A 17,320-nucleotide genomic window follows, 5' to 3' on the forward strand; every position below is an offset into this window, starting at 1 on the left:
GATGGAGCCGTCTAGCGGGCATCCTTGTCGACGGTGACGATCACCCGGACTGCGTCGAGGCGCAGCGAGGCGCCCTCGATGGCGACGTCGAGCGCCTGGCGTTCGTCGTTGAGCGCCTGAAGTTCGTCGTCCCGGATGGCGCCATTGTGCCGTGCCAGTGCTTTGAGTCGCGACAGTTCCAGGTCGAGTGCCTCCCGCATCTCCTGTTGCGCGCGTTCGATCAACGTCGGCAGCTCCCGCTGGGCCTCCTGCTCGCCCTTTTTCAGCAGCTCGCGCAACGTGTCATGGCGCGATTTCAGCAACTCCCGCGCAACGCCTTTCTTGACCCGTTGCAGATTGCGCGAGAGGCCGCTGAAGGTGACCTTGTCGGACAGATTGGCGCCACTCTCGTCGAGCAGTACCCGGACGCCTGTATCCGGCAGGAAGCGCCCCAGCTGCAGCCGCCTGGGCGCCGGGCAGTGGGTGCGAAAGATCAGCTCGAGCATCAACCGGCCGCCGGGGATGTTGGGATGCTTGAGCAGCGCAAGCGCGGTGTTGCCGAGACTCGAGTCGAGAATACGCTCCATCACGGTGGTCACCAGCGGATGCTCCCAGGAGAGGCGCTGAATGTCGTCACGCGCCAGCGCCCGGGTGCGCGAGTAGGTCACGGTAAACCCCTCGTCACCCTGAGCCAGCCCCGGCAGGCTGTCGATCATGTGCGAACCGGGGGTGAGGTGCATCTGACCGTTGCCAAGATCCCGGCTATCGACGCCGAAGACGTCCAGCGCCTGATCGACGTAGCGGGGTAACGCGCTGTCGTTATCCTGCTCCACCACTGCGTTGATCACCGCGTCGGCGCGCTCTGGGCGACAGGCGTTCCATTCCAGCAGGCGATTGCGGCCCGCTTCGCGCTCGGCCAGGCGGGCATCGTTGAAGGTGCGGGTCTCCTCGATCAGGGAATCCAGGCTCCCGTTTCCATCAAGACCGTCGTCATCAAGACTTTCGCGCAGCGCATCGCCGAACGCTTCGAGCACGTCGCCACCTGCGGCGTGCGGCGCTTCGAAGGCGGCCAGGCCGTCGTGATACCAGCGCAGCAGCGTGGCGCTGGGACTGCGCTCGATCACCGGCACGTGGATATCGATGGGGTGCAGCTGGCCGATACGATCGAGCCGGCCGATACGCTGTTCGAGCAGGTCGGGATGCCAGGGCAGATCGAACATCACCAGATGGTGGCAGAACTGGAAGTTGCGTCCTTCGGAGCCGATTTCTGAGCAGATCAGCACCTGGCAGCCGCTGTCGTCGTCAGCAAAGGCGGCGGCGGCGCGATCACGCTCGACCAGGCTCATCTCCTCGTGGAAGACCGGGGCCTGTATGCCGGCACGCACCCGTAGGGCCTCGGCCAGATCCACGGCGGTTTGACGCCAGTGGGCGATCACCAGCACCTTCTGGCGACTGCCCAGGGTGTCGAGCTGGCCGATCAGCCATTCCACGCGGGGATCGAATCGCCACCACGGCGTGTCGCTCTGTACGGCGGCATCATGAAGTGCGCGATAGGTCGCCTCGGGATAGAGGCGCGCGTCGCGGGTGCCCAGATCGGCGGCCGTGAGGCGGGCGGCAAAATGGTCGTTGCCCTGGCGCAACTCGTCGAACTGGTCGGCGTACACCGCCGGCATCGCCAGCGACGCGACATGCAGATGGCGCTCGGGGAAGCCGCCGACATGCCGCCGGCTGTTGCGAAACATGACCCGGCCGGTGCCGTGACGATCCAGCAACTGCTCGCGCAGTTGGCGCCGGACGCTGTCCTGCTGTGCAGCATCGCTCTCGGCATCCAGCAGCGTCTCGAGCAGCGCGCGGCTGTCGCTGTCATCGAGTATGGCGCCGAGCCGGTCATGATCGGCGGCTTCTCCCGGCAGCCGTTCGAGAGCCTCGACCGCTTCCGCCACGGCGGTGTAGCCGCTCTCTTCTTCGCGGAAACGTTCGAGATCGTGATAGCGGTCGGGGTCGAGCAGGCGCAGCCGGGCAAAGTGGCTTTCCAGCCCCATCTGTTCGGGCGTCGCCGTCAACAGCAACAGGCCCGCGATGCGCTTCGACAGTCGTTCGATGCAGGCGTAGCCAGGCCCTTCGGCCTGAGGCGACCAGTCGAGGTGGTGAGCCTCGTCGACGATCAGCAGATCCCACTGAGCGCTTTCGACCTGCCGCTGGCGCTGCGGATTGGCGAAGAGCCACTCCTGGCTGGCGAGAATGCACTGGCCGCTGTCGAATGGATTGTCTTCGTCGAACGCTTCGCTCTGGGCTTCGTCCAGCAGCGTGACCGAAAGCGAGAAGCGTCGCAGCAGTTCGATCAGCCACTGATGCGTCAGGCTGGCGGGCACCAGGATCAGCGCCCGGCTGGCACGCCCGGTCAACAGCAGACGATGCAGGATCAGCCCGGCTTCGATGGTCTTGCCCAGGCCGACCTCGTCGGCCAGCAGCACACGCGGGGCGTGGCGGCGGGAGACTTCATCGGCGATGTAGAGCTGGTGCGGGATCAGATCGATGCGCGGCCCCGCCAAGCCCAGTGCCGGACTGCGCGCGATGCGCTGATGATGGTGCAGCGAGCGGTAGCGCAGCTCGAACCGATCATTGCGGTCGACCTGGCCGGTCAGCAGTCGATCCTGAGCCTGGTGGAAGCGCATGCTGTCGGAGAGCTTGGCTTCGCTGAGCGAGACGGACGCGGTGTCGTCGGTGTGGCCGTGATAGATCACGCAGCCGTCGCGTTCTTCGATGCGCTCGACGGTCAGTCGATCGCCGTCAGCGGTATCGATGCAGTCGCCGGGGCCGAAGACCACCCGCGTCAGCGGGGCCTGACGCGCGCTGTAGGTGCGGGTTTCCTGGCTGGCGGTGAACAGCACGGTAACGGCGCGCGCATCGACAGTGAGAATGGTGCCAAGCCCGAGCTCGGTTTCGCCGTCGCTGATCCAACGCTGGCCGGGAGAGAAGTCGCTCATGGTGCCTCGGTCGTGTGTACGCTGCGGGAACGGATCGAATGGGCGACGCATTCTAGCGTAAACCGCGTGCGGCCTTAAGCACTGAACGATTCTGCGTGCCACGGCAATGGCGTTACACTGCGCCGGCGCGCGGCGGGATTTGGCCGGCAGGCCGTGGGCCAGGTGACGAGGAGACGATATGGCAGGAACAGGGCGGAGGGACAATCTGCGTCGTATCGCGATTGCCAGTCAGGCGACGGGTTTCATCCTGATCCTGACGCTGGAGACGGTGATGGGCGATGCCGCCAGGCCGTGGCAGGGCGTGACGCTCGCCGCGATGCTGGCGACCGCGGCGTGGCTGGCGCTGGTGCGGCGCTACCGGCGTAATCGACAACGCCGCCGGCGCGAGGCGCGCGGCGACGTCTGACTGGCGCTGCGGCGCCTCGCTTCCACGATGAACCCTGCGGTGCAGAGCCGCTACTGGGATTCCAGCACTGGCGAACACTGATCGAGCGTCTTGTCGAGCTCGGGTGGGCGGCTGTCGTCCTTGTCGCCTGGATCGTACTCCCGCTGCATCTTGCGAACCTCGGCCGCCGTGAAGCGAGCCTGGAGGGCGTCGGTGGCGCACTCGCAATAGCGTTCGACCTTGGGGCCTTCGATGCCGCTGGCAGTCATGTTGGCGCGACAGTGGGCCTGAGACGCGGCGACCGCCTTGGCCGACCATGGCGGGGGCGCTGGTTCGTCGTCTTGCGCCTGGGCTCGTGCCGTGATGGCGAGCGTGAAGCAGAGCGCGACGGCGGGGAAGGGACGAAGCCACATGAACATGATCGTTCTCCTGATGGGCAGTCCTCAACGGGCTTTTGCTAAAGTCGCTTTCTGAGGGGGCTCTTTTTCACTCTAGAGATTTCACCGGCGATTGCCATTAATCTTAGGTGTGACGGGCGCTTGCGTTGTCTAGTCAGCATTGCCGGGTTGCATCGGCGTGCGTCCGGGGAGCGAATCGCGAACAGGCGATCTTCCCGGCAGCGAAGCGCGTGCTGGTCGGTTCCAGGAATAAAAACGCCCGCCAGGCAGAGCCTGAGCGGGCGTTTTGAAATTCTTGGTCGGAATAGCAGGATTCGAACCTACGACCTCTGCCTCCCGAAGGCAGCGCTCTACCAAGCTGAGCTATATTCCGATGGATCCGTCGAGTGGCTGTCTGTCCGGCTTGCTCGACGGAGGTGAATTATACGCATCGGCGCACGCGGTGCAACCCCGATCGTACTGCCTTTCAGACGTCGCGCTCTACGGCGACGCGGGTCAGCGTCTCCATGCTGTCGCGATAGGTGCTGGGCGCCAGAATCTCCAGCTGTGCGCGAGCCTTCTCGGCCATCTCTTCGGCGCGGCGCTGGGTGTATTCGAGGGCGCCGGTATCACGCACGATGGCAAGGACTTCGTCCAGCCGCTCCAGACCACCGTCGCTGATCGCCCGACGGATCAGGGTGGCCTGTTCGGGCGACCCTCGGCGCATGGCATGGATCAACGGCAGCGTCGGTTTGCCTTCGGCAAGGTCGTCGCCCACGTTCTTGCCCATGGTCTTGGCATCACCCTGGTAATCGAGCAGGTCGTCGATCAGCTGGAAGGCGAGACCCAGATAGCGGCCGTAGAGTCGCAGCGCCTGCTCCTGCTCGGCGTCGGCGCCGGCGAGAATGGCGCCGCTATGGGAAGCTGCTTCGAACAGCATCGCGGTCTTGCCCTGAATGGTGTCGAAGTAGTCCGCTTCCTCGATGTCGGCGTTGCCGATGTTGGTCAACTGCTGGACTTCGCCCTCGGCGATGACGCAGGTGGCTCCGGAAAGTACCTGCATGATTCGCATCGAACCGACTTCGACCATCATCTGGAACGAGCGCGAATAGAGGAAGTCGCCGACCAGGACCGACGGGGCGTTGCCCCAGGTGTCGTTGGCAGTGGCCTTGCCGCGCCGCCGGCTGGACTCGTCGACGACATCGTCGTGCAGCAGCGTGGAGGTGTGCATGAACTCGATCAGCGTGGCCAGGGTGACATGTTTGTCACCGGGGGCGTCGCCGTCTCGCGGATAGCCGAGCGCGCGCGCGGCGAGCAGCACCAGCAGCGGGCGCAGCCGTTTGCCACCACTCTCGATGATGTACTGACCGATGGTTTCGACCAGCGGGATTCGCGACGTCAGTTGATCGAGGATCGTGCGATTGACGGCGGCGAAGTCCTCAGCCACCGATGCATGGATGGATGCAGCGTTGGATTGCATGGTCGGCTTGTCAATGAATCGGGTGGGGTCGCTCGAAACCGGCCATGGACTGAAGAAAGCCTTGGGCCGCAGGAGGACGTGTGAGGGTATGCTAGGTGGCGCCTACAGGTGCGTCAACCGAAGCGGGGCGGAAGCGCACCGCACGGCCGCCACGCAGACGCGCTCCAGGCGCGGACATGATGCGCTAAAAGGTTGCCGGATGCTGGTGGAGTCGTTATAATCCGCCGCCCAACTCATCATGCTCCCTGTCAGATGGTTGCCAAAAGGGGCACCACTCGCCGCAGGTCGATGAAAGAGCGCCAACCCCGATGAGTGCCTGGAGAATCTTATGTACGCTGTTATCAAGAGTGGCGGTAAGCAATACCGCGTGCAGGAAGGTCTGACACTGAAGCTCGAGAAGCTGGAAGTGCCGACCGGCGACACCCTGGAATTCGACCAGGTTCTGCTGGTTGCCGACGGTGACGATATCAATGTCGGCGCACCGTTGATCGGTGGTGCCAAGGTGACTGCCGAGGTCGTCTCCCACGGGCGTGGCGATAAAGTGCAGATCATCAAGTTCCGCCGCCGGAAGCATCACATGAAGCGTCAGGGCCACCGTCAGTGGTTCACTGAAGTCAAGATCACCGGAATCTCCGTTTAAACGGAACATTCCCCCAGAGAGAGGTATTCGCCATGGCTCACAAGAAAGCCGCCGGTAGTACGCGTAACGGTCGCGATTCCGAATCCAAACGCCTGGGCGTCAAGCTGTATGGTGGACAGAAGGCGACAGCCGGCAACATCATCGTTCGCCAGCGTGGCACCAAGTTCCATGCAGGAACCGGTGTGGGTATCGGCAAGGACCATACACTGTTCGCACTGAGTGACGGCATCATCAAGTTCGAGCAGAAAGGCCCGAAGAATCGCAAGTTCGTGAGTGTAGTCTCCGCCTGAGACGTCACGAACCTTGCATGAAAAGCCCCGCCCAGGCGGGGCTTTTTCGTTTTCCGGTCGTGCCTTTTCATTTTTGCGGTAGTGTCTTGCAGCATCCACGCGCGCGGCGCACGCCGCCGGGAGAGTGACATGCAGTTCGTCGATGAAACCTCGATCACCGTCGAAGCCGGCAGGGGCGGCAATGGCTGTCTCAGCTTCCGGCGCGAGAAGTACGTGCCCAGGGGTGGTCCCGACGGTGGCGATGGCGGCCATGGCGGCAACGTCTACCTGATCGGCGACGAGTCGCTGAACACCCTGATCGACTTCAAGTTCCAGCGCTTCTACAAGGCGCAGAGCGGCCAGCAGGGTCAGGGTCGTCAGATGAGCGGCAGGGCCGGCGACGACCTGCACGTCAAGGTGCCGGTGGGGACGACGGTGATCGACGAGGACACCCTCGAGGTGATCGCCGATGTTACCGCCGAAGGCCAGGTGGTACTGGTGGCCCAGGGTGGTCGCCGCGGGCTCGGCAACATTCACTTCAAGTCTTCGACCAACCGCTCGCCGCGGCGAACCACGCCGGGGACCGAAGGCGAGCGACGCAAGTTGCGTCTGGAGATGAAGGTGATGGCCGACGTCGGCCTGCTGGGGCTGCCCAATGCCGGCAAATCGACGCTGATTCGCGCGGTCTCCGCGGCCAAGCCGAAGGTCGCCAACTACCCATTCACCACGCTGGTACCCAATCTGGGCGTGGTCAAGATCGGCACTCACGAGCATTTCGTGATGGCGGACGTGCCCGGCCTGATCGAGGGAGCTTCCGATGGCGCCGGGCTCGGATTGCGCTTTCTCAAGCATTTGACCCGCACGCGGCTGCTGCTGCATGTGGTCGATGCGGCGCCTTTCGACGAGTCAGACCCTGTCGCGGCCGTCGAGGCGATCGCTCAGGAGCTGGAGCAGTTCTCGCCGACGCTTTCGGAGCTGCCGCGCTGGCTGGTGATCAACAAGCTCGATCTGTTGCCGGCGGAAGATCGCGAGGCGCGGGTCGCGGATATCGTTTCGCGTCTCGGCTGGCAGGGCCCGGTGTTCCAGGTTGCGGCGATCTCAAGCGACGGCACCGGTGAGTTGGTTCAGGCGGCACATCGCTGGCTGACCGAGCAGCGTCAGCTGGAGAACGAAGACGAGGAGGCTGCCGAACGTGAGCGCGACATGCGCCGCCGTATGGAGGCCGAGTCGGTGGAGCGGGTGGAGGCGCACCAGACCCGCCTGCGCGTCAAGCGGGGCGAAATCGTCGATGAGTTCGACGACGATGACGACGATCATGATGTCGAGATCGAATACACGCGGTAACGGCAACGTGGCTGGCGGAGGTTCGGGGCCGGCAATCAGGCGGAGAGAAAGATGACGGCGGATCGGCGGGTAGGGCGTGGCGTGCTCGAAGGCGCGAAGCGGGTCGTGGTCAAGATCGGCAGCGCCTTGCTGACCAATGATGGTCGCGGGCTCGACGAGTCGGCGATCGGCGGCTGGGTCGATCAGATGGCCGAGCTGCATCGGCATGGCGTCGAGGTGGTGCTGGTGTCGTCCGGCTCGATCGCCGAGGGCATGGTACGCCTGGGCTGGCAGACGCGGCCGACCGCCGTGCACGAGCTGCAGGCCGCCGCCGCCGTCGGCCAAAGCGGGCTGTCCCAATGCTACGAAACGCATTTCGCCCGCCACCATCTACGCAGTGCCCAGGTGCTGCTGACCCACGACGATCTCTCCAATCGCAAGCGCTATCTCAACGCGCGGTCAGCGCTGCGCACGCTGGTTCAGCTCGGCGTGATTCCGGTGATCAATGAAAACGACACCGTGGTCACCGACGAGATCCGCTTCGGCGACAACGATACCCTGGGCGCGCTCGTTGCCAATCTGCTCGAGGCCGATGCGCTGCTGATCCTGACCGATCAGGAGGGTCTGTTCGACGCCGATCCGCGGCACGATCCCGCTGCCAGGCTGATCGGCGAAGGTCAGGCGGACGACCCGCTGCTGGATGCGGTCGCCGGCGGGGGTGGCGCGCTGGGCCGGGGCGGCATGGCGACCAAGCTGCGCGCGGCGCGGCTGGCGGCGCGCTCCGGGGCGGTCACGGCGATCGCCAGCGGACGTCAGCCGTCAGTGCTGACTCGGCTGCTCGAAGGTGAATCGCTGGGCACGCTGCTTCACCCGGATCATGCCCCGCTGGCCGCCCGCAAGCGCTGGCTTGCCGGTCAGCTGCAGGTACGCGGCACGCTGACGCTGGATGCCGGCGCGGTCAACGTGTTGCGCTCGCAGGGCTCCAGCTTGCTGCCGGTCGGCGTCAAGCGGGTGCAGGGTACCTTCCGGCGCGGCGACATGGTGGTCTGTGTCGACGAGCAGGGCGCGCGGGTTGCCAAGGGGCTGATCAACTATTCGAGTGTCGATGCCATGCAGATCGCGGGGCAGCCCAGCCAGCGCATTGCGGAAATCCTGGGTTACATGGAAGCGCCGGAGCTGATCCATCGTGACAATCTGGTGGTGATCTGACCTGATGGCACTCCAGTTGGCGCTGGATCACCTCGGGGGCGTGTGATAGAATCCCGCATCCTCTCAGACATGGCCCGTTGAAGACTGCGCTAACGGCAGTCGAAAATGGTTCCCGAACCGCTTCACATTCGGGTGCCATTGAACATTCGGCCGAATCATTCAGGTTTGCCTGAAGCGGTTTCGAGGCTGGCCTGGGTGATTTAACTTACAGAATTGACTGTCAACATCTCCAAGGAGTCGACGGTGGCGAATACCAAACAGGCGCGCAAGCGCGCACGTCAGGCGGAAGACCGCCGCAAGCTCAACGCAAGTCAGCGTTCCATGGTGCGTACCTATATCAAGCGCGTGATCAAGGCCATCCAGGCCGGCGATCAGACGCAGGCGAACACCGAGTTCAAGGCCGCTCAGCCGGTCATCGATCGCATTGCCGACAAGGACGCCATGTCCAAGAAGAAGGCAGCGCGTATCAAGAGTCGCTTGAACAAGCGAATTAAGGCGCTGGCTGCCTGAGCCGGACGCGCTTGACGAAAAACCGGCTTCGGCCGGTTTTTTTGTGGCTGCCTTCCGTGGCCTCGCGTCGAGAGGGTGTCTCCTTGGCGACGATTTCGAGACGGCGATTGCGTGGCCGCTACACGGATGGCGAAGCGTGCGATGACGGATTCCCGGAGTGAGCGACAGCGCGTCATGAGCGAACAGCACGGTCCTGCAGACGACCCTGCGGACAATGAATCGGTAACCGAGGCGATGGCGGCGAAGACGGTGACTCCTGTCTCGCGCCGGGGATTGTTGCGCTCCGGTATGGTGGTCAGCACCATGACGCTGCTGTCACGCGTACTCGGATTGGCGCGGGACGTGGTGATCGCCGCGCTGCTGGGTGCCGGCAGCGGGGCCGATGCGTTCTTCGTGGCGTTCAAGATCCCCAATTTCATGCGTCGGCTGTTCGCCGAGGGGGCGTTCAACCAGGCGTTCGTACCGGTACTGTCGGAATATGCCACCCAGCGTACCCGCGCCGAGGTCCGCGAGCTGCTCGATGCGGTGTCCGGCAGCTTAAGCGTAGTGCTGGCGCTGATCACGGCGCTGGCCATCGCCGCCGCACCCTGGCTCGCGTGGCTGTTCGCGCCCGGCTTCCAGTCCGACCCGGGCAAGCTGGCGTTGACCGCTGAGATGCTGCGGCTGACCTTCCCGTACCTGCTGCTGATCTCGTTGACGGCGTTCGCCGGCAGCGTGCTCAACACCTGGGAGCGTTTCGCGATACCCGCGTTCACGCCGGTACTGCTCAATGTCTGCATGATCGGGGCGGCTCTCTGGCTGACGCCCTGGATGAGCGACCCGGCCATGGGCCTGGCCTGGGGTGTGCTGATCGCCGGCGCGGCGCAGCTGCTGTTCCAGCTACCCTTTCTGGTGCGCCTGGGGCTGATGCCACGTCCCCGGGTGGGATTCCGTCATCCCGGCGTCAGACGCGTGCTGCGCTTGATGACCCCGGCGCTGTTCGGGGTGTCGGTGTCGCAGATCAATCTGTTGCTGGATACGGTACTGGCCTCGTTCCTGGTCTCCGGTAGCGTTTCGTGGCTCTACTATTCCGATCGTCTGGTGGAACTCCCGCTGGGGGTATTCGGGATCGCGATTGCCACGGTGATTCTGCCGGCGCTCTCCAAGCGCCACGCCGATCAGTCGCGGGACCACTTCGCGCGCATGCTCGACTGGGCGCTGCGGATGGTGCTGCTGATCGGGTTGCCGTCGGCACTGGCGCTGATTCTTCTGGCCGAGCCGCTGCTGGTCAGCCTGTTTCACTACGGCGCGATGACCGATCACGACGTGATCATGGCCGCGCGCAGCCTGCGGGCCTATGCACTGGGGCTATTGGCGTTCATGCTGATCAAGGTGCTGGCGCCGGGATATTTTGCCCGTCAGGACACCAAGACCCCGGTCAAGATCGGTATCGTGGCCATGTTCGCCAACATGGTCATGAATCTGGCTCTCATCGTGCCGCTGGCTCACGCCGGGCTGGCGCTGGCCACTGCGCTGTCGGCATTTCTCAACGCCGGGCTGCTGGGGCTGGGGCTGCGTCGGCAGGGCGTGTTGCGCTTCCAGCCCGGCTGGGGGCGTTATGCACTGCAGGTCCTGGGCGGCTGCCTGCTGATGGGTGGCGGTCTGTGGTGGTTCTCGCCGGATTGGCATACCTGGGTGACCTGGAGCGCGCTGCATCGGGCCGGCATGATGGGAGCCCTGGTGGTTGGCGGCGCCGCCGTCTACTTCGGTTGGCTGGCGCTCAGCGGGATTCGGTTGAAGGACTTTCGCCTGCACGGCTGACACGAGCGGGGCCGCTTTGGTGATGGGACGAGCGCTTTGGTTATAATGACACCCTTTGAGGATGGCGAGTCGGCATGGAATTGATCCGAGGCTTGCACAATTTGCCCCCCGGAAACCCTGACTCGCAGGGCCGGACGTCGCGTGGCTGCGTGGCGACCATCGGCAACTTCGATGGCGTGCATCTTGGACATCAGGCCATCCTCGAGCAGTTGCAGACGCTGTCCCGTGCGCAGGATCTGCCGGTCACGGTGGTGATCTTCGAGCCCCAGCCGCGGGAATATTTCGCAGGCGATCAGGCGCCGCCGCGGCTGACCCGGCTGCGCGACAAGGTGGCGCTGCTCAAGGCGCACGGTGCCGACCGCATTCTGTGTCTGCCATTCAACGATGCCTTGCGCAGCCTGACCGCCCAGCAGTTCATCGAGCGCGTGTTGATCGACGGCCTGCAGGTCGAGCACCTGGTTGTCGGCGACGACTTTCGGTTCGGCTGCGACCGCGCCGGGGACTTCACGCTATTGCAGGCGGTCGGGCGCGAGCGCGGCTTTGCCGTCGAGCATACGCGGACTTTTGCCCTCGACGACGAGCGCGTCTCCAGCACGCGGGTGCGGACACTACTGGCCAGCGGCAACTTCTTCCAGGCCGCGCGCATGCTGGGGCGACCCTATGGCTATCAGGGGCGCGTCGTCCGTGATCGGCAACTGGGCCGTACCATCGGTGTGCCCACGGCCAACATCCCGCTGACGAGACGACCGATGGCGCTGCGTGGCGTATTCGCCTGCGCTACCCGGCTGCCGAACGGTGAATGGGCCGCCGGTGCCGCCAATATCGGCTGGCGACCCACCGTCGGTGCCGATCGGCCCATGCTCGAAGTGCACCTGCTGGATCGCGAACTCGATCTTTACGGTCAGACCCTCACCGTCGTGCCTTGCGCCAAATTACGCGGCGAAACCAAATTCGACGAGTTCGACGCGCTGGTCAGCCAGATTCATCGTGATCTGGACGATGCTCGTCACTATTTTCTCCAGGCGCCCCGGCAGATGGCCGCGCAGGTTCCCGAAACGTCGCATGCCGAGATCTACGCGGCCAAGACCGGAGGGCTCTGCGCCGCCACCTTGCCTCAGGCGCAGTTTCCGCTCGCCTCGGCACCGCTGCCGCCGGACACCTCGAATACCGACGCGCCCGTGAACCCGGCGCCTCTCGAATGAATAGACGATGGATGACAGCCCGGTCGACCCGAACACAGCCCTGAGCGATCCGACTACAGCCTTGAGCGACCGATTACAGCCTGAGCGACCCGAACACAGCCTTGAGCGATCCGAACAGCCTTGAGCGACTCGAAACAGCCCTGAGCGACCTGAAACCAGCCTTGAGCGGACCGAAATAGCCATGAGCGACTACAAGCACACGCTGAATCTGCCATCGACCGACTTTCCCATGCGCGGCAACCTGCCGGCGCGGGAGCCGAGTCGAATCGCGCAGTGGAACGACATGAACCTCTACGCCAAGTTGCGCGAAGCGCGCCAGGGCCGCGAGCGGTTCGTGCTCCATGACGGCCCTCCTTACGCCAACGGCAGCATTCACATCGGTCACGCGGTCAACAAGCTGCTCAAGGATTTCATCGTCAAGTCGAAGAGTCTGGCCGGCTTCGACGCCCCCTACGTGCCGGGCTGGGACTGCCACGGGCTGCCGATCGAGCACAAGGTCGAAACCACTCACGGCAAGCATCTGCCGGCCGCCGAAGCTCGCGCGCTGTGCCGCGAATACGCCGCGGCCCAGGTCGAAGTGCAGAAGGAAGGCTTCGTCCGTCTCGGCGTTCAGGGCGATTGGGGCAATCCGTACCTGACCATGAATTTCGCCAACGAAGCGGGCGAGATCCGGGCCCTTGCCGAGATGGTCAAGGGTGGCTACGTGTTCAAGGGATTGAAACCGGTCAACTGGTGCTTCGATTGCGGGTCGGCGCTGGCCGAAGCGGAGGTCGAGTATCAGGACAAGCAGTCCGATGCCATCGATGTCGCCTTCCCCAGTGTCGACGATGCCAAACTGGCGGCCGCGTTCGGGCTCGAATCGCTGCCCAAGCCGGCGGCAGCGGTGATCTGGACCACTACGCCCTGGACCATCCCGGCCAATCAGGCGATGAACGTGCACCCAGAGTTCGTCTACGCCCTGGTCGACACCGGCGAGCGTCTGCTGCTGCTGGCCGAGGAGCTGGTCGAGTCGAGCCTCGCGCGTTTCGGCCTGACCGGCGAGACCGTCGCCACCGCGCCGGGCGAGCGTCTCGAGAACCTCGCTTTCCGTCATCCATTGGCGGGGCTGGACGACGGCTACGACCGAATCTCGCCGATCTATCTGGCCGACTACGTCGAGCTGGGCGCGGGCACCGGGATCGTTCACTCCTCGCCCGCCTACGGCGAGGACGATTTCCATACCTGCCGCGCCTACGGCATGAGCTTCGACGAGATTCTCAATCCGGTCCAGAGCAACGGGGTTTACGCAGGCGATCTGCCGCTGTTCGGCGGCCAGATGATCTGGAAGGCCAATCCGCAGATCGTCGCCAGTCTGGAAGACGCCGGGGCGCTGATGGCCCACGACAAGATCACCCATAGCTACATGCACTGCTGGCGCCACAAGACGCCGGTGATCTACCGCGCCACCGCGCAGTGGTTCGTGGGCATGGACCTGGAAGGCGCCGACGGCAAGACGCTGCGCGACAAGGCACTGGCCGGCGTCGATGCCACCGATTTCATCCCCGGCTGGGGCCAGGCGCGGCTGCATTCGATGATCGCCAATCGGCCCGACTGGTGCATTTCACGTCAGCGCAACTGGGGCGTGCCGATCCCGTTCTTCCTCGACAAGGCGAGCGGCGAGCTGCATCCGCGTACCGTCGAGCTGATGGAGGCGGTGGCAAGCCGCGTCGAGCAGGAGGGCATCGAAGCCTGGTTCAAGCTCGAGCCGAGCGAGCTGCTGGGCGACGAGGCCGACGCCTATGAGAAGGTCACCGACACTCTCGACGTCTGGTTCGATTCCGGCACCACTCATTGGCACGTGCTGCGCGGATCGCATCCGCTCGGTCATGAACACGGGCCACGCGCCGATCTCTATCTCGAAGGCTCGGATCAGCACCGTGGCTGGTTCCACTCCTCGCTGCTGACCGGCTGCGCCATCGACGGCCATCCGCCCTACAAGTCGCTGCTGACCCACGGTTTTACCGTCGACGAGAAAGGCCGCAAGATGTCCAAGTCATTGGGCAACGTGGTGGCGCCGCAGCAGGTGATGGACAAGTTGGGTGCCGATATCCTGCGGCTGTGGGTCGCCTCGACCGACTACTCCGGCGAGATGGCGGTCTCCGATGAGATCCTCAAGCGCACCGCCGATGTCTACCGACGGATTCGCAACACCTCGCGCTTCCTGCTCGGCAACCTGACCGGCTTCGAGCCGAGCCGCGACGCTGTGGCCTTCGACGACATGCTGGCGCTGGATCGTTGGGCGGTGGATCGTGCCGCCGAGCTGCAGGGGCGTATTCAGAAGGCCTACAGCGACTATCGTTTCCGCGATGTCTATCAGCAGGTCCACGATTTCTGTGCGCGGGACATGGGCGGCTTCTATCTCGATATCATCAAGGATCGCCAGTACACCACCCAGCCCGATTCGCTGGCCCGTCGCAGTTGCCAGACCGCGCTGTATCATATCGTCGAAGCGCTGGCACGCTGGGTCGCGCCGATTCTGTCGTTCACCGCCGAAGAGATCTACGAGAACATCCCCGGCGAACGCGGCGCGAGCGTCCATCTCGAGACCTACTATGACGGCCTCTCCATGCTGCCCGAAGACGCCGCCATGGGGCGCCAGTTCTGGGAGCAGGTGATCGCGGTCAAGCAGGCGGTCAACAAGCAGCTCGAGGATGCCCGCAACGCTGGCACCATCAAGGGCGCGCTGGACAGTGAAGTGACGCTCTACGTCGACGATACGCTGAACGCGCTGCTGTCACGGTTCGAGGATGAGCTGCGCTTCGTGCTGATCACCTCCGAGGCGACGCTCCAGCCGCTGGCGCAGGCCGGCGACGCCAGGGCCACCGAGCTCGACGGTCTCAAGGTCGCGGTGGCCATGAGCCCGCATGAGAAGGACGAGCGCAGTTGGGAGCGCCGTGCCGACGTGGGGGCGAATCCCGACTATCCGACGCTGTCGGCCCGATCCATCGCCAATCTGCCGGATGGCCCGGGAGAGGTACGTCGCTTTGCCTGAATCCACGTCTTCCCAACCCATCGACCGGTCGCTGCCGATGCAGCGGCCGCTGCGCTGGCTGTGGCTGTCGCTGGTGGTCATCGTGCTCGATCTGGGCATCAAGGCGCTGGCGTCCGCCCATCTCGATTACGGTCGGCCGCTGGAAGTGTTGCCGATCTTCAATCTGACGCTTTTGCACAATACCGGCGCAGCATTCAGTTTCCTGGCCGAGCATGCGGGCTGGCAGCGCTGGCTGTTCGCGTTCATCGCCATCGGCGCCAGTATCGGTCTGACGATATGGCTGTCGAGACTGAAACGCGGCGAGACGCTCACCGCGATCTCGCTGACGCTGGTGATCGGCGGCGCCATCGGCAATCTCTACGACCGTCTGGTGCACGGCTACGTGGTCGACTACCTGTCGTTTCACTGGGGCGACTGGTACTACCCGGCGTTCAACCTGGCCGATACCGCGATCACGCTGGGGGCGGTCGGACTGGTGCTGCAGTCACTGTTCGATTCGCGCCGGCCGAAAGCCTCTCAGGCCGCCAGCAAGGACGAACCTTCTTCCACCAAAGGGGAATCCTCTTCAACCAAGGGTGACTCATGAACGAGAACGGCCAACAGGACGATCGCGACTATCGCATCGACGACGGCATGGAGATCACGCTGCATTTCACGGTCAAACTCGAGGACGGCGAAGTCGTCGACTCGACCCGTGACAAGCAGCCGGCGACGTTCCAGCTTGGCGACGGCAACCTGCCGCCGGGCTTCGAGGCGCCGCTCAAGGGCTTGGCGGCGGGCGATGCCGGTGCCTTCGAGGTCACGCCGGAACACGCCTTCGGCCAGCACAATCCACAGAACGTGCAACGCCTAAGTCGCGATGCCTTCGAGGAAGCGGTGGAGCCGGGCACCGTGATGTCGTTCGCCGATGCTGCCGGTGGCGAGCTGCCCGGGGTGATCGCTAGCGTCGACGAGCGTCATGTCGAGGTCGACTTCAATCATCCGCTGGCAGGGCGTACCCTGACCTTCGAGGTGGAAATTCTGGATGTGAGGCCCGCCACGACTCACTGAGGTCCGGTCCGACTTCTCTACCGACATCCGAGCGCATCAAGCGAGGTCGCCATGTCAAAGGTTCCCATGCAAATCAAGCTGGCCAATCCCCGCGGTTTCTGTGCCGGCGTCGATCGTGCCATCGACATCGTCAATCGCGCGCTCGATGTCTTCGGGCCGCCGATCTATGTTCGCCATGAAGTGGTTCACAACCGCTTCGTGGTGGAGACGCTGCGCGAACGCGGGGCGATCTTCGTCGAAGAACTCGACGAGGTTCCCGATAATGTCATCGTGATCTTCTCCGCCCACGGCGTTTCGCGTGCCGTACAGCAGGAAGCCGAGCGTCGCGGGCTCAAGATTTTCGATGCCACCTGCCCGCTGGTGACCAAGGTCCATATGGAAGTGCTGCGCTACGCCAAGCGTGGCCAGGAGTGCGTGCTGATCGGCCACGCCGGCCATCCGGAGGTCGAGGGCACCATGGGGCGCTACGACGACAGCCACGGCGGGTCGATCTATCTGGTCGAGGACGAGCAGGATGTCGCCAAACTGCCGGTGCGGGACCCCTCGCGATTGGCGTTCGTTACCCAGACCACGCTGTCGATGGACGACACCGCCAAGGTGATCGATGCGCTGCGCGAACATTTTCCCGAGATTCAGGGGCCACGCAACGATGACATCTGCTACGCCACCCAGAACCGTCAGGATGCCGTGCGTGAACTCGCGACCGGTGCCGACCTGGTGCTGGTCGTGGGCAGCGTCAACAGCTCCAACTCCAATCGACTGCGCGAGCTCTCCGAACGTGTCGGCACGCCGGCCTACCTGATCGACGACGCCGAACAGATCGATTCGAACTGGCTCGAAGGTGTCGAGACCATCGGCATCACCGCCGGTGCCAGCGCGCCGGAAGTGCTGGTCAAAGGCGTCATCGACAAGCTCCAGGCGCTGGGCGCCAGCGTGCCGGAGGAACTTTCCGGTCGCGCCGAAACCATCACCTTCTCCATGCCCCGCGAACTGCGCGAACGCGTGATTGCCAGCGAAGTGTGACTGCCGCTCAATCTTCCTGATACCAGGCCGATAACAAAAAGTAACGAATGAAGCG

General features: G+C 64.2%; 15 protein-coding genes and 1 tRNA gene. 12 read left to right on the plus strand and 4 right to left on the minus strand.

Features of this window, described 5'->3' with window-relative positions; all coding sequences use genetic code 11:
- Positions 1 to 11: 11 nt before the first annotated feature.
- Positions 12 to 2,966 (minus strand): RNA polymerase-associated protein RapA, encoded by a 2,955-nt coding sequence (rapA, locus tag DOM36_RS18540; RefSeq protein WP_110643982.1) that lies wholly within the window; start codon positions 2,964 to 2,966, stop codon positions 12 to 14.
- Between the two features lie 178 nt (positions 2,967 to 3,144).
- On the opposite strand from rapA, the gene DOM36_RS18545 reads away from it, so the two are divergent.
- On the plus strand, positions 3,145 to 3,372 hold the full coding sequence (locus tag DOM36_RS18545) for a hypothetical protein (protein ID WP_110643983.1): 228 nt from the start codon (positions 3,145 to 3,147) through the stop codon (positions 3,370 to 3,372).
- A gap of 50 nt (positions 3,373 to 3,422) precedes the next feature.
- Here DOM36_RS18545 and DOM36_RS18550 read toward each other — a convergent pair whose 3' ends face one another.
- The 3 genes from DOM36_RS18550 to ispB all read right to left on the minus strand — a co-directional run bounded on the left by DOM36_RS18550 (position 3,423) and on the right by ispB (position 5,208).
- The gene (locus DOM36_RS18550) at positions 3,423 to 3,770 is read right to left on the minus strand and encodes a hypothetical protein (protein ID WP_075570212.1); all 348 of its coding nucleotides are present in this window, start codon (positions 3,768 to 3,770) and stop codon (positions 3,423 to 3,425) included.
- A gap of 275 nt (positions 3,771 to 4,045) precedes the next feature.
- Positions 4,046 to 4,122 (minus strand) — tRNA-Pro (locus DOM36_RS18555).
- Between the two features lie 93 nt (positions 4,123 to 4,215).
- Positions 4,216 to 5,208: an octaprenyl diphosphate synthase gene (ispB, locus tag DOM36_RS18560; RefSeq protein WP_110643984.1), complete on the minus strand. Its 993-nt coding sequence runs from the start codon at positions 5,206 to 5,208 to the stop codon at positions 4,216 to 4,218.
- A 328-nt stretch (positions 5,209 to 5,536) separates the two neighbouring features.
- On the opposite strand from ispB, the gene rplU reads away from it, so the two are divergent.
- From rplU to ispH, 11 genes are all read left to right on the plus strand, one after another.
- Positions 5,537 to 5,848, plus strand: a complete 312-nt coding sequence (rplU, locus tag DOM36_RS18570; protein ID WP_075570209.1) for a 50S ribosomal protein L21 — start codon at positions 5,537 to 5,539, stop codon at positions 5,846 to 5,848.
- A 32-nt stretch (positions 5,849 to 5,880) separates the two neighbouring features.
- Positions 5,881 to 6,138, plus strand: a complete 258-nt coding sequence (rpmA, locus tag DOM36_RS18575; RefSeq protein ID WP_110643986.1) for a 50S ribosomal protein L27 — start codon at positions 5,881 to 5,883, stop codon at positions 6,136 to 6,138.
- Between the two features lie 129 nt (positions 6,139 to 6,267).
- Positions 6,268 to 7,461 carry a GTPase ObgE gene (gene obgE, locus DOM36_RS18580; RefSeq protein WP_075570207.1) on the plus strand — a complete coding sequence of 398 codons (1,194 nt, stop codon included), beginning with the start codon at positions 6,268 to 6,270 and terminating at the stop codon, positions 7,459 to 7,461.
- 51 nt (positions 7,462 to 7,512) lie between these two features.
- The gene (gene proB / locus DOM36_RS18585) at positions 7,513 to 8,649 is read left to right on the plus strand and encodes a glutamate 5-kinase (protein ID WP_110643987.1); all 1,137 of its coding nucleotides are present in this window, start codon (positions 7,513 to 7,515) and stop codon (positions 8,647 to 8,649) included.
- Positions 8,650 to 8,892: 243 nt separating this feature from the next.
- Complete coding sequence (rpsT, locus tag DOM36_RS18590) at positions 8,893 to 9,159, plus strand: 30S ribosomal protein S20 (protein WP_075570205.1); 267 nt, start codon at positions 8,893 to 8,895, stop codon at positions 9,157 to 9,159.
- 234 nt (positions 9,160 to 9,393) lie between these two features.
- Complete coding sequence (gene murJ, locus DOM36_RS18595) at positions 9,394 to 10,959, plus strand: murein biosynthesis integral membrane protein MurJ (RefSeq protein ID WP_110644000.1); 1,566 nt, start codon at positions 9,394 to 9,396, stop codon at positions 10,957 to 10,959.
- Between the two features lie 74 nt (positions 10,960 to 11,033).
- A complete protein-coding gene (gene ribF / locus DOM36_RS18600) occupies positions 11,034 to 12,161 on the plus strand; it encodes a bifunctional riboflavin kinase/FAD synthetase (RefSeq protein WP_110643988.1) in 1,128 nt (375 codons plus the stop codon).
- 181 nt (positions 12,162 to 12,342) lie between these two features.
- Positions 12,343 to 15,192 (plus strand): isoleucine--tRNA ligase, encoded by a 2,850-nt coding sequence (ileS, locus tag DOM36_RS18605; RefSeq protein ID WP_110643989.1) that lies wholly within the window; start codon positions 12,343 to 12,345, stop codon positions 15,190 to 15,192.
- A gap of 37 nt (positions 15,193 to 15,229) precedes the next feature.
- A complete protein-coding gene (gene lspA, locus DOM36_RS18610) occupies positions 15,230 to 15,778 on the plus strand; it encodes a signal peptidase II (RefSeq protein WP_110643990.1) in 549 nt (182 codons plus the stop codon).
- Positions 15,775 to 16,242 (plus strand): FKBP-type peptidyl-prolyl cis-trans isomerase, encoded by a 468-nt coding sequence (gene fkpB / locus DOM36_RS18615; RefSeq protein WP_110643991.1) that lies wholly within the window; start codon positions 15,775 to 15,777, stop codon positions 16,240 to 16,242. The genes lspA and fkpB overlap by 4 nt, the downstream gene beginning before the upstream one ends.
- Positions 16,243 to 16,293: 51 nt before the next feature.
- Entirely contained in the window at positions 16,294 to 17,265 is a 972-nt protein-coding gene (gene ispH / locus DOM36_RS18620) for a 4-hydroxy-3-methylbut-2-enyl diphosphate reductase (RefSeq protein ID WP_075570200.1), read from the plus strand.
- Positions 17,266 to 17,320: the final 55 nt, after the last annotated feature.

This window comes from Salinicola sp. CPA57 (assembly GCF_003206035.1).
Lineage (GTDB): Bacteria > Pseudomonadota > Gammaproteobacteria > Pseudomonadales > Halomonadaceae > Salinicola > Salinicola socius.